The sequence below is a fragment of the Ensifer sp. YR511 genome (genome assembly GCF_900103045.1).
In the GTDB taxonomy this organism is placed as follows: Bacteria; Pseudomonadota; Alphaproteobacteria; order Rhizobiales; family Rhizobiaceae; genus Ensifer; species Ensifer adhaerens.
This window is the reverse complement of record NZ_FNGR01000037.1, coordinates 26,426-39,634: the sequence shown is the minus strand read 5'-3', so window position 1 is coordinate 39,634 and position 13,209 is coordinate 26,426. Positions and strand designations below refer to the sequence as shown.

The window sequence follows — 13,209 nt, the reverse complement described above, 5'->3', positions numbered from 1 at the left end:
CGCGACCGGAGCAGCAGCTTTGACGCCGCCGGCTTCCGTGTCATTGAACGTCAACAACGCCCTCTGGCACGTTGATGCAAAGCCTGAAACACCGCTCCTTTACATTCTGCGGAACGACCTTTCCCTGAACGGCCCGAAATACGGTTGTGGCCTTGGTGAATGCGGCGCTTGCGCTGTTCTGGTAGATGGTCGTTCGGTCCGGTCCTGTACCGTGCCGCTTGGTGCGGTCGGGACACGGCGCGTAACCACGCTCGAGGGGCTGGCGGCGGCCGGAAATCTGCATCCGGTGCAGCGGGCCTTCATAGAGGAAGCGGCGGCGCAATGCGGCTATTGTCTCAATGGCATGATCATCGCCACAGTCGGGCTGCTCGAGCGCAATGCCGAGCCTGATGAAAGCGATATTCGCGAAGCGCTGCGACACCATCTCTGCCGTTGCGGCACCCATATAGAAATATTGGCCGCCGCGCGGCGGGCCGTTGCGTATACACGAACGGAGCGCGCATCCAGTTCGATGACGGGCGGCACGACGGAGGTTTCGCCATGACTATGAACCGTGAAACACCCAAGTCGACCTACATGGCGGCTGCAAATTCGCTGCTTGTCGTCTCCGATGCTGCGCAAGGCGATGCGGCAGAAATTTATATTGCAATCGGCGCGGAAGGGCGGGTCACTGCGTTCAACGGCCATGTCGATCTCGGAACCGGCATCCGGACTGCGCTGGCGCAGATCGTCGCAGAGGAGCTCTGTGTCCCGTTCGAGCAGGTCGACATGGTACTGGGGACAACCTCGGCCGCTCCGAATCAAGGCGCAACCATTGCCAGCGAAACAATCCAGATCACGGCCGTTCCACTCCGGTTTGCAGCGGCGACCGCGCGGCAACACCTCCTTGTTAAAGCGTCCGAGAAGACCGGCACGCCGCTCGGCAAGCTCATTGTGGACGAAGGGGTCATTCGCGCCGATTCCAGTGAAAACTGGAGTTTGAGCTTTGCCGATCTCGTCGCCGGGAAGCATGTGCGCCTGTCGATCGACCTCGAAGCCGAACTCAAACCGGCTTTGGCATATACGATTGTCGGCTCGTCGCGTCCGCGCGTCGACATTCCGGCAAAGGCGACTGGGCGCTGGACCTATGTGCACGACGTGCGCGTGCCGGGAATGCTGCACGGCCGCGTCGTACGTCCGCCCTATGCCGGTTTCGATCATGGCGAGCATGTCGGTAACAGCCTGATTTCCGTGGATGAGACATCTGTTGCAGACATCGAGGGGCTGGTGGGCGTGGTCGCCATCGGCGATTTCGTCGGTGTGGTCGCGACGCGCGAGGAGAACGCCATCGAGGCGGCCAAGCGTCTAAAGGTCGTCTGGCGCGCGGCGCAGCAACGCCCGGACCTCAACGCACCGGAAGCTGCCCTGCGCGCCAACCCCGGGACCCCGCGCAAGCTGGCGGATCGTGGTAATGTCGACATGGCCCTGGCCGGCAGCGCCAAACCGATGAACCGCACCTATATCTGGCCTTACCAGATGCACGGCTCGATCGGGCCTTCCTGTGCCGTGGCCGACTATCGGGACGACGGTCTGACAGTCTGGTCCGGCACGCAAAATCCGTTTCCGATGCGCCGCGATCTCGCGTTGTTGCTGGACATGCCGGAGGAGATGATCCTCGTCGAACGGCTTGAAGCTGCCGGATGCTACGGCCGCAACTGCGCAGACGACGTGACCGCCGATGCGGCCCTCCTGTCGCGCGCGGTGAAGTTGCCGGTCAGGGTGCAATTGAGCCGCGAGCAGGAACATGCTTGGGAGCCCAAGGGAGCCGCGCAAGTCATGGATGTACGGGGCGGGCTCGATCTGGAAGGTGGCCCTTCCGCGTATGATTTCGAAACGCGCTATCCCTCTAACCTCGCCCCCACCCTGCCCCTGATACTGACCGGCAAGGTGCCCCCAGTCTCGAACATCGTGCAGATGGGCGACCGAACCGCGATCCCGCCCTATGCCTATGGTAACCTTCGCGTCACGGTGCACGACATGCCGCCAATCGCCCGGGCCTCATGGTTTCGCGGCGTTTCCGCCATGCCGAACACCTTTGCTCATGAGTGCTATGTGGACGAACTGGCAGCCGCTGCGGGCGTCGATCCGATCGAATACCGGCTGCGCTATCTCCACGATCCCCGTGCGGTCGATCTGGTCACGGCGCTGGCCACGCGGGCAAACTGGGTGCCGCATAACACATGGGGCACGCTTGGCGGCGAAGGCGACCTTTTATATGGCCGCGGCTTTGCCTATGCCGTCTATATCCACGGCCCATTCCCGGGAAAGGCGGCCGCATGGGCTGCGTGGGTCGCCGATGTCGCCGTCAACAGGAAAACCGGCGAGATCGCGGTCACAAAAGTGACCTGCGCCCAGGATTCCGGGATGATGATCAATCCCGATGGCGTCCGCCACCAGATTCACGGCAACGTGATCCAATCCACCAGCCGCGTACTGAAGGAAAAGGTCGAATTCTCCTCGACGGCAGTAACTTCTAGGGAATGGGGCGGCTATTCGCTGATCACGTTCCCAGAAGTCCCCTGCATCGATGTACTGATGATCCCTCGGCAGGACGAGCCGCCGCTCGGCGTTGGTGAGTCTGCATCTGTACCAAGCGCATCGGCTATCGCCAATGCCGTCTATGATGCGACCGGCATCCGTTTTCGCGAATTGCCGCTGACGCCGGATCTGGTGCTCGCCGCCTTGAACGGCGAGAATGACGCAGTAACGCCCGGCGCGCCGGCGAAGAAACGCTCGTTGCGGAATATCGGCCTGTCCACTGCGGGCGCCATCGCTGCCCTTTCGGGCATCGTGACGATGGCCTCGCCATGGCGTCCTGCAATCGGTCCGATCCAGAAGCCGAACATCAACGTCTACAGCGACGCTACGATCGAGCGCGGACGTCTGGCCGCAGCAGCAGGCGCCTGCAATGTCTGCCATGTCGGCCCGGATGGTACCCCTTTCGCCGGTGGGCGGCGTTTCGACACGCCCTTCGGCGTTGTCTATGCTACCAACATCACGCCCGATCCCAAAAACGGCATCGGTGCCTGGTCCTATCCTGCCTTTGAGCGCGCCATGCGCGAGGGTGTGAGCCGCAACGGCCACCATCTTTATCCCGCCCACCCCTATACGTCGTTTGCGGGCGCGGAGGACGCCGACCTTCAGGCGCTCTATGCCTATATAATGACGCAGGGCCCGGTCGCAAAAAAGCCGCCGGAAACAAAGCTTAGGTTCCCCTATAATATCCGCTCCATGATGGCCGGCTGGAACGCGCTGTTCCTGAGGTCCGAACCGTTCCGCTATGTCGAAACGCGAGACGCCCAGTGGAACCGCGGCGCCTATCTCGTCGAGACCCTCGGTCACTGTTCTGCCTGTCATACCAAGCGTAATGTGCTAGGTGCGGAAAAGACCGGGAACGCTCGCCTATCCGGAGGATTAGCCGATGGCTGGGAGGCGCCCGCGCTCAACGCTTTTGCCAAAGGCCCCGTCGGCTGGACGGCAGACGCTTTCTACGATTATCTGCGCACCGGGCACTCGCGTGACCACGGCAGCGCAGCCGGCCCCATGGCGCATGTGGTCGAGGTCATGCAGCCTCTTCCGGACACTGACATTCGCGCCATGGCGACCTATCTCGCCAGTCTAAACGGTACAGATCCTGCCAAGGCGACTGCGCAGAACGAAGCAGCTATTGCCGCCAGCGAAGACGCCAAAACCGCCGCCGCCCGCATTTCGCCGAAGGGCGAACGCATCTTTAACGGTGCGTGCGCGACCTGCCACGCCGGCAATACGATCCTGTCGTCGCTCGCGCTCAACAGCAACCTGCATGCCGATACGCCGGACAACATTCTGCACGTGATATTGAACGGCGTCGAGGCGCCAGCGATCCTTGCTGAAACCACAGGGCGCGAGGCGCCGGAAGTCATGTCCATGCCCGCTTTCAGCGATACGTTAAACGAGAGCCAGATCAACGACCTCGCAGCCTATCTCAGGGCGCGTTTTGCACCGGATAAACCGGCATGGACGGAAACGACCAGCGCGATGCAGCGCGTGACGGCGGCGAGCCACTGAGGGAACAAACGACTTGGAGCTGTTTTAACCGGCATTACGAAACTTGGGTTCTTCGCGAACCCGACCATTTCCGTCAGTTGGGCGGAACTGTGTCCTGAACCGTAGTCCTTATAGAGTCTGCTAGCGACGAGACTGTGTGTTCCCTGCGTCAGCTTTTCGCCGATTTACCGGCCTGCCATCAGTATCGGCAGCGTGAACTTGAAAAACGGATTTTGCGATATAGAGACCAACAACACTGGCATGAACCTCCATGACGACATCGCCGGGGTATCCGACAGAAACTGCCGCGCCCTGGACGAGTTCTTCATTTGGCTGGCAGCCCAGGCCGCGCGCGCCTCGCGCAAGTCCAACCTCGGCCAGGCCATGGTCTATATGCTCAAGCGCCAGGAGCGGCTGCTGTGTTCACCTCGTTAACGAATGCCGCAGTGCTTCTCCGCGCTGCCTGAGATTTGCGACTTATGCCAGCTTGAGGGGGTGGCCTGAAGCTGGCAGTGCAAGTCATTTTCTCGGAGAGAGAACGCGATCCCGAAGAAGGAGGAAAGTCCTCTCTACACAGAACCAGAGCACGGTTGCGGCCGCAAAACTGGTCGCCAGATAGACCACGAAGCCGTAACCGCCCTGAAGGTTCTCTTCTCCAAAGATGAGCCTATCGACATGGAAGACCGACTTGTGGGTCAGATACAGACTGTACGACAAGGTGGCGACGATCACGCCACCCGGCACCCGCCACCCTTTCAGAACAGGCTCCAGATCAAGCAAAGCGCCAAGAATGAGAGCGATCCCGATTGAAATCAGTGGGAAGCCGGCAACCGTGCCCGGCTGCGCCTGAAAGACGAGAAAAAGATTTGTTCCCGCAAGCGGACCACGAATCGAGAACAACACGAGCGCCGCCACGACGAGAGCAACACCAACCGGCAGGGTAACACGCGGAGGCGCGTAACGCTTGCAGAGCTCCGGCTTGAAAAATCTCGCCGCATCAAGGATGACGCCGAACAGCAGGCCATCCAAGCGGGTGTACGTCGGGTAGTATACGTCTTTGAGGTAGACGGCGAAGGCATCCCGCAGCTTGTCGGCATCAACGAGAACGCCGACTTGGCTCTCCCAGATCATGTATCGAAGGATCATTCCCGCAATCATCATCGTACCGGCGACGAGAATCGTCGTACGCATGCCGATCCGACGATGCAGGAGCAATACGAGAAGCGGCAGGACCAGATAGAAATGCTCCTCGACGCACAGCGACCATGCCTGCGTAAAGGCGCGACCCACACGCGGATCGAAGTCGAAATTCACGGTGAAGGTCGCGAAGCTCCAGACCGGTTGCATCGTCGGAGCGTCTCGCAGCACGGGAAAGATTGCATAGAGGCCGAGAACAACGAAAAACGCCGGGAAAATGCGAAAGGCGCGGCGGAGATAAAAGGACTTCAGGTCTACGCCATCGGTCCGCGAGACCTCCTTGAAGAGCTGAGTTCCGATCAGAAACCCGCTCAGAACAAAGAAAATGTCGACTCCGAGCCAGGCATAGGTACGGACGCCGACCAGCGAAGACGGCGTCACCTCGACGGGGAGATGCACGAGCATGACGAGAAGGATTGCAAGGGAGCGCAGAACATCAGGGCCAACCGCCCTGGATTGCACCTTCTCTGTGGTTTGAGATGAGAGACTTCGCGCTGATGGAAAATATGCAGAATCTGAATTGGCAATCGTATTCATTGCGACGATCCATGGCTGTGTCTGAAGGGATTTGGACACGCCTAGGACGTGTTCGTGAAAGTTTTATCATTCCTTTTCCGGTTCGAAATAGGCGGTTTCGGATAGATAAAATTAACCTAAATTTCTCGTAAATTCTGGCAGTGCTCGTCTTGCCCGGTATCTCCCGATGCGCGTGAGGGGGATGCAACGGATCGACGGCGAGGAGAAGACGTCTCCGCAGAGCGTATCGATGGATATTTCAGGAGTGTTCGCTGCCGCACGTAGTGTTCGGGAACCGTGCGTGATGGGATCGGCCGCAACGATCTTCCCGCAACGATGGGGTATTCGCTCAGCAATCGCGAGCGGCTTCAACACGTGCAGAACACCTCCGCCGCGCTCAATGACATCGGACGCTCCGACCGTCGGCGTCCTCAAAGATTCCTGCGTTCGCTGTCGCTCAAGAAGGGTCCGCGCACCCATTTTATAGAATTGTCATACTTCTCAACAACTCGCCTGAGTACGCCGAACTCCTGCTTCAAATGGGCGGCAAACTTTGATGCTGCGGGGTTCGAAAATGGCTTGCGTCTGGACAAAATCCCCAACGCTCGCTCGGGCTGCGGTATCTGCAACGGAATAATGCTTATTTTGCTCTCCCCCCGGTAGGTGAAAGCCACTGAGAGTGGCAGGATTGCGAGCGCATCCGTCTCTATTATGTAGTTTACGACACTAAGAAGCGAACCTCCCGCATAGCGCATCGCTAATTCTTCGATGCCCAAGGTAACGAGAATATTCTGGAGATCGAGGATCAGCGGCGAACCAGGCAAGGGAGCGACCCATGGATAGTTGAGTAGGTCTTCTGTCACTAGATTTCTTTTCCGGACCATAGGGTGCCCCGCGCTGCAGATCAGCACGTTGCGTGCGGGCAGGATGGCCTCGAATATATAGTCGGCTCTCGACTCATTTGATCCGCTCGGCGTGATGGCCAGGTCGATTTGACCCGCATCGAGTTGCGTGGACAGGTCCGGGTAGTTTCCATAGGATTGCTCGACCATGATGCCGCGTTCTTTTCGCTGAAATACACCGATCATCGAGGCCACAACAGCATCCATGAAGAATGGCACGCCGCCGACTTTCACCCTCCCGAAGGATCCGGATTTGAAGCTCCGTATTATCTCCATGGCCTTGCGCGAGGAGACCAGGATCGACCGGCCCTGAACCCCTAGCTGTTCTCCAAGCGGGGTTGGTTGCAGTGGCCTTCGCCCAGGAACAAACAAGGGCTCGCCTATCCGCTTTTCAAGCAACGAAAGCGTTCGAGACACGGATGATTGCGGCATGCCCAGAATAGCCGCTGCCTCCGTTACGCCGCCAGTTTCAATGACGGCGGCAAGTTGCACCAGATGGCTCTCAATAATCTTCATAGCATTTTGCTATAATTGACATCAACAATTGCATCAATGGCCAATTCGGATTGTCTATAGTCTCTTATACGCCGCTGTTCTTAAACGGCTGCGTTCCGAGCGGGGCAGGAGGCACCCCGTTGTCACAAATATCCAGGATTTTTCGGGAGGAATGAAAAAATATGTCACTTATAAACGGGTATCATCATTTAACGCTGAGCACAGACGGCGTACAGGAGGATTATGACTTCTACACCAAGACGCTCGGCCTGCATTCCGTAAAGCGCACAGTCCTCTTCGACGGCACAATACCCATTTATCATCTCTATTATGGTTCGAGGAGTGGCGAGGCCTCGACAATCATTACAACATTCCCCTTCCGTAAGCCTGCCTTCTTTGGCCGGCTTACGGAACAAACCAATCTAAGGTGATCCAGCTGGCTATTCCGGTGGGCGCCGCCGACTATTGGGTACATCGCCTGAACTCGAAGGGGATCGAGGCATCAGAGGCTAGCCGGTTCGGTCTGAAGCGCGTGCTCTTCAATCATCCATGCGGCATTCCGCATGAGCTTGTCGAAAACCCATCGGATAAACGTCCGTCGATCGTGAACGAGGCTCAAAGTGTGTTCGCCGAGCACGGCATCAAGGGCATCTATGGCGCGGCCATCGCGGTATGGGATCGCACGTCTATGGATGACTTCCTCACGGTCGGCATGTCGATGAGGAAGGAAGCCGATAGCGAGGAAGGTCTGATGTTCTCAGTCCCGAATTCCAACGGCCCGGCCAGCATGGTAGAAGTGTTGCACGAGCCAAACGTTTCGCAGGGAACGTGGACGCTCGCTGGAGGTACAATTCACCACCTCGCTCTGAATTCCGGCAACGAGGAGAACCAGTTTAGGCTCAAGGCTCATCTGGAGGGTCTAGGATTCACGGATGTTTCCGATCAGAAGAACCGGAACTATTTCAAGTCCTGTTACGTCCGCTCTCCGGGCGGCGCATTATTTGAGATTGCATGGACAGTGGATGGCGGTTGGGCCGTTGATGAGCCTTCTGACAAGATAGGCAGTACGCTGGTATTTCCGCCGTGGTTCGAGAGCCGCAAGGATGAGATTATTAACGGCCTCGAACCTGCCGTCTTCTGAAACGCATATATGTCACATCATCACGAACCGCTGTTCCTTGGGGCTCCACCCCAAGCCGCGAAGGTGCTTTGCATCTTCGCTCATGGGCGTACCCAGTCGCCTGAAGACATGCTTGATCAGGTGATCACTAAGCTCGATGCACCGAATGTTGCTTTCGCTCTTCCCAGGGCTGCGGCCAACAGCTGGTACAGCGCTCGCGCTACGGACGCATTGACTTCCGAAACACGGATCGAGCTCAATCAATCGCTAGATTACCTTCGCACGGTTGTGGTTGATCTCGTTAGAGCCGGAGGAGGCGAGAAGCCGCTGCTGATCGGCGGTTTCAGCCAGGGTGCCTGCTTGTCACTCGAATACTCGATGAAGTATGGGCCATGGAATGGCGCAATGGCCAATCTAACCGGGTGCAGAGTCGGCACATCCTTTTGCGATCGGCCGTTTGCTGATCTGAACCACATGCCAGTTTATCTAACCGGCGCGGATCGGGACCCTTGGATATCTGTGGACGCATTTGCGTCCGCAGTAGAGACCTTGGGGCGGGGCCGGTCCAGACTACTGTGCGAGCTTTTCCCTGACCGTTCCCACGAAGTCTCCGAGCATGAAGTGGCAATTGTGAATGCACTTCTGGCCGACCTTGCGGAGGTAAGGAAACCTTTCCAAGTGCGGGAACGGAAATCTCGAAGATCCAGTTTCGAGAGTACGGACGTGAATTAATGAAGCGCAGATCCAATATCTAGGACAAGACTTCGGCGGCTGGTGTGTTGGGAGTGAAGCTTATCACCGTGAATGGCGACGCCGGTTGCAATTTTGATCTCTTCATCATCAACACGAGACGCGCCGCCGTAATTCCTGCTGGTTTGAACCCGAGGATTGGCGCAGAGATTACAATAAGTTTCGGCCCCATGGTGCGATCGGCAACAAGTTACCGATCTCGCTGATGAATCCGGGAAGCGTCGCCAGCCCGTTCCCCTGAGATAGGCCGGAAAACTTTGCCCTCAGCTGGTCCAGAAACATGGGGCGGTTCACAATAGGCCGGTGCTCAAGCCGCCGATGGATGAAAGTTCCGTGGCAGGTTCGCCCGACCCCATAGCGTCTGAAAACGGTAACGAAACGCGTACACGAGTCATGGCACTCATGGCCTGCGGGCGACTGACATTCGACCGCAGGGTTTGAGAAGCTTTGTATAGCCTTGGCGTGGGCCTTGCAGAGGCCTTTACACGTATACTCCGCTTCCGCGACGACAGATAGCCCAGCCGCCGCTCGCCGCAATCCTAAAGTCAGATTAGAGGCCCATGCCCCGCAACTCCTGGAGTGGTGGGATAGTTTCGTACATGTGCGGATCCAGGACGTCCCACATGATTCCACAGGTCGGCTTATGCGGGTTTGTCACGTGGATAGTCTGTGTAGGAGTGAAGATCACATCAGCCACAGTATCAAAAACCTCGGGATACAACTTTTCCGTAAGCAACTGGCAGTCATGAACGACCGCCGCAGCCGGCGTATTGACTGTGATCCGACCTAGCTTGAACAGCATACCCCATTCCACGTCAAAGAAGCCGTGGCCTTTCCCAAACCGAACGCCCTCATGATTGATTGCGCCTGTTCCTGTGACCAGGTAGTCAACGGGCTGAATTGTCGAGATCTCTGCAAGTGAAAGTGGCGTTGCTACTCGCTCCATACCGTCAAGCGTCGATGCGTAAACAAAGTCGTCGGAGCTCATAACGTCAGGATCCAGCAACCAGAACCCGCGTTTGATTGAATAGGTCGTCATCAGAACCTTCTTGCCATCGCGAAGGGCCTGCAGTCTGAGGCGCTCGATGCAATTGTCGGGCGCGATGAAAATCAGCTCACTGTTTCGGTAATAGTCGTCGCTAGTAAGGCGTGCACATGCCGCGTCACCGCCTTCGAAATCGGCGATGAATTCGCCAAAATCGTAGTGAAATCGACTGTCTGGCAGAGCAACTTCGCGAAGGCCTGCCCAAACTCGCTCTCGAACGGATGTTTTGTGATCCATAATAATCCCCTTGTTCTGAATCAGCTCAGAATCGACTTTGAAGCAGGTGAGGCAATGCTCGGCACCAGCAACGCAAAGAAGCGATTTGCATCCACTTCACTCGCCGCCTCTACGATCGGTAGATTTGACCATCGGAAATGGTCCCTACGATCGACAACCGTCTGGCCTAAACTGAGAGCGCTGGCGGTCTCAATGCCAACTGCCACCGCTTCATATTTCAACACCGAATCGTCGACAGCAGTTGCCACAGCCAGGGAGTCGATCAACCCGCAATAGGATCCGAAACCTCGCTTCTCCACGAAACCGACCACGCCCAACAGGAATTCGCTTTGCGCATTTAACGACCTCAAAAGAGCCGATCGATGCTCCTGCGACAGCTCAATGGAGGGGTGTGTTGCAACGTCCAGGCCGACTGCCGAGAGATTAAAGCCAGCCTCGAACACAAGCTTCGCGGCCTCTGGGTCGACGTAGATGTTCCATTCACTCGCGGGGTTGTCGCCGGTGGCGCGAGTGCTCCCGTTCGACTGAAAACCATAGGAACCACCTATGATGATCAAGCGCTTCACTTTGCGAGGCAAAAGCGGATCTTTGATGAGGGCCAGAGCAAGGTTGGTCAGAGGCCCCAAAGCCAGGATGACAAGCTCGCCGTTGTAACGATTTGCCTCGCGAATGATCAGGTCAGGGGCGAAAATGTCATCGGGCTCCCGGCTCGACTCAGGCAGATTGAGCTCACCAAGTCCATCGCTGCCGTGCGAAAACGGATCACGTGGATAGGGGCGCACAAGCGGCTTCATCGGACCGGCAGCAACCGCGATATCGCGCCGGTTCGCAAGGTCGAGGATACGGCACGCGTTTTGTGCGCAAATATCCGAGGTCAAGTTTCCAGAGACAGCGGTTACGGCTCGGACGTCAAGGACGCCCGAACCGAGTGCGAATAGGATTGCTACGGAATCATCAATGCCGGGATCGCAATCAATCAGAGTAGGGATCATGCCGCCACACTCCGCTTCGCGCCAGCCGAGTCACGTTTTGCGAGTATCTGAAGACGCTCAGCCCATTGGCGACTGCTGAGCTTATTGGTTGCCTCGACGAGCGCGCCCCATTCCTTGGGTAGCGCGGATGCACCGGCGAAGGCACCGCACACAGCACCGGCCATGGCTGCAACAGTATCTGTGTCGCCGCGAAGATTGCCTGCGATTTCGATAGCTAGCGTGGGATTGCCTCGAGCGAAGTCGGCGATTCCGATGGCTGCGGGAACGGATTCAGTCGTCGGTTCGCCAGCGCCGACAACCTCGGACATCAGCCTTGCCAGTTCAAGCTTGCTCCCCGCTTGGCTCGCCAGTCGTCGCGCCAGTTCGATCCGGGATGCCATGTCGGCAGCATAAATCCAGTTGCCGTGTTCGGCCCCAAGTCGAGCGCCAGCGATCGAGGCGTTCATGACCTCTTCCCATGATTTACCTTCGATGCCGGCCGAGATCGCCGCGGCCAAAGCCAGTGCGCCGGAGATTGCAGGGCTTGTCGCGTGGGTGGGCATGCAGGCGGTGGCGACGAGCTTTGCAAGCTGCTCAAGCGTGAGGCCGGCAATCGCGCCATAGACGCCAATGGGGGAAATGCGCATTGCCGCGCCGTTCGTCACGCCGAAACGGCCGATTTCCGAAACCGGCGCGCCGGCCTGATAAGCCATGAGCGCGCGTTTGGTGCTCGGTCCGACAGCAAGCGAGTTTTCTCCGCCGACACTGACAAACCAGTCATTCAGATGTTTTGCAACAATTTCAGGTGTGAAGCCTTCTTCCAACGCGTCTGTCAGAGCAAGCGCCTGTTCGGTATCATCCGTGATCCGGCCCGCCGGATAGCCTGCGTGATACGGGCTGTTTTCGGGGCCGACATCCATCTGAGAACGCCACAAAGGCGACTTGAGGAATGAGTTTGGCATACCGAATGCGTCACCACAGGCTGTTGCGAGAAGTGCGCCTTCAATCCTATCGAAGATATCGTTTGACAATGTAATCTGCTCCTTTTTTTCGAATGCGGCCCACGAACCCCATCCTTCACACGCGCGCGCGGCTATTTTCGCCGCAAATTTTCCAGCATAATCAATACTTTGACCTAGAAGACGACCGGCGAGAAAAGAACCTCCGAACGTGTCTCCGGCTCCGGTCGTATCGACGACGTTTGCTTTAACAGCCTCAATCTTGGTGACTGCTCCGTTGTGCCGAACCGTCGCTCCACGCTCGCCATCCGTGACAACAGCGGTCTCGCAAGCAATATCGCCGAGCGCTGCGAACTGCTCACCGTCCACGATGACCGTATGCCACTTGTAGGAACGAGCTTGCACCGAGGCGTCGCCGATCAGCGAGATCGGGATGTTACGCTTGCTGGAGGCTTCGACGAGAGTGTCTGCCCAAGGACCCCACACCGGCGAAATGACAGTGTGCGTGACCCCTTCAAGAAGCCGGTCAACACACTCGGGCATGACGGAAAGAAGGCGCGTTGACCAAGCGAGCCGTCCACTTTTTCCGTAGACCAGGAGGCAACGGACGGCTTCGATGTCGAGGAGCGGTGTCTGAGAAATATCGACGCCCATTTCTTGAAGGAGAGCTATGGCCCGGTCGTTCGCCGGCTGAGGATACCAAAGGCGGACATCCGCCCCCTGAACCCTGGCCGCGAGCGAGATCGTTCTGGCAGCGCCTCCTGGCAACCAAATGCCTTTGGAACCTGGATTGATCGATAGAGTGGCAACTTCCGAGGATGAGGGTTGGCGGTCCGCATCAAGTATAAGGTCTTCGTGCGCTGCGCTTCCTGCTACTAGGATCGTCATATTCTCATTTTCCTCTGTACCGTCAGGATAGGTCTATATTATAATACCTCTATCAGCAAGGGGG

Annotated in this window: 10 protein-coding genes and 1 pseudogene; 6 read left to right on the top strand and 5 right to left on the bottom strand. The window is 57.6% G+C overall.

The annotated features are described in order from the left end of the window. The first annotated feature begins 19 nt into the window (after window positions 1-19). The 3 genes from BLU15_RS33370 (at window position 20) to BLU15_RS39720 (ending at window position 4,500) form a co-directional block, all read left to right on the top strand. Window positions 20-544, top strand: a complete 525-nt coding sequence (locus tag BLU15_RS33370) for a (2Fe-2S)-binding protein (protein ID WP_090301348.1) — start codon at window positions 20-22, stop codon at window positions 542-544. Continuing rightward, the gene (locus BLU15_RS33365; protein WP_090301346.1) at window positions 541-4,086 is read left to right on the top strand and encodes a molybdopterin cofactor-binding domain-containing protein; all 3,546 of its coding nucleotides are present in this window, start codon (window positions 541-543) and stop codon (window positions 4,084-4,086) included. The genes BLU15_RS33370 and BLU15_RS33365 overlap by 4 nt, the downstream gene beginning before the upstream one ends. A gap of 198 nt (window positions 4,087-4,284) precedes the next feature. After that, complete coding sequence (locus tag BLU15_RS39720) at window positions 4,285-4,500, top strand: hypothetical protein (protein ID WP_176960433.1); 216 nt, start codon at window positions 4,285-4,287, stop codon at window positions 4,498-4,500. A gap of 84 nt (window positions 4,501-4,584) precedes the next feature. On the opposite strand, the gene BLU15_RS33360 is transcribed toward BLU15_RS39720, so the two are convergent. Next, entirely contained in the window at window positions 4,585-5,799 is a 1,215-nt protein-coding gene (locus tag BLU15_RS33360; RefSeq protein WP_090301344.1) for an acyltransferase family protein, read from the bottom strand. Between the two features lie 410 nt (window positions 5,800-6,209). Further along, entirely contained in the window at window positions 6,210-7,196 is a 987-nt protein-coding gene (locus BLU15_RS33355) for a LysR family transcriptional regulator (protein ID WP_090301342.1), read from the bottom strand. A 406-nt stretch (window positions 7,197-7,602) separates the two neighbouring features. On the opposite strand from BLU15_RS33355, the gene BLU15_RS33350 reads away from it, so the two are divergent. The 3 genes and pseudogenes from BLU15_RS33350 to BLU15_RS39220 all read left to right on the top strand — a co-directional run. Next, window positions 7,603-8,316 carry a VOC family protein gene (locus BLU15_RS33350; RefSeq protein ID WP_244546895.1) on the top strand — a complete coding sequence of 238 codons (714 nt, stop codon included), beginning with the start codon at window positions 7,603-7,605 and terminating at the stop codon, window positions 8,314-8,316. Window positions 8,317-8,325: 9 nt separating this feature from the next. After that, a complete protein-coding gene (locus BLU15_RS33345) occupies window positions 8,326-9,027 on the top strand; it encodes an alpha/beta hydrolase (RefSeq protein ID WP_090301340.1) in 702 nt (233 codons plus the stop codon). 151 nt (window positions 9,028-9,178) lie between these two features. Continuing rightward, window positions 9,179-9,286, top strand: a pseudogene (locus tag BLU15_RS39220) (integrase core domain-containing protein); the annotation flags it as partial. A gap of 309 nt (window positions 9,287-9,595) precedes the next feature. Here the strand turns inward: BLU15_RS39220 and BLU15_RS33340 are convergent. The 3 genes from BLU15_RS33340 to BLU15_RS33330 are packed head-to-tail and all read right to left on the bottom strand — an operon-like array spanning window position 9,596 to window position 13,145. Next, complete coding sequence (locus BLU15_RS33340; protein ID WP_090301338.1) at window positions 9,596-10,327, bottom strand: 5-formyltetrahydrofolate cyclo-ligase; 732 nt, start codon at window positions 10,325-10,327, stop codon at window positions 9,596-9,598. Window positions 10,328-10,347: 20 nt separating this feature from the next. Continuing rightward, complete coding sequence (locus BLU15_RS33335) at window positions 10,348-11,319, bottom strand: nucleoside hydrolase (RefSeq protein WP_090301336.1); 972 nt, start codon at window positions 11,317-11,319, stop codon at window positions 10,348-10,350. Continuing rightward, the gene (locus tag BLU15_RS33330; RefSeq protein ID WP_090301334.1) at window positions 11,316-13,145 is read right to left on the bottom strand and encodes a PfkB family carbohydrate kinase; all 1,830 of its coding nucleotides are present in this window, start codon (window positions 13,143-13,145) and stop codon (window positions 11,316-11,318) included. The genes BLU15_RS33335 and BLU15_RS33330 overlap by 4 nt, the downstream gene beginning before the upstream one ends. Window positions 13,146-13,209: the final 64 nt, after the last annotated feature.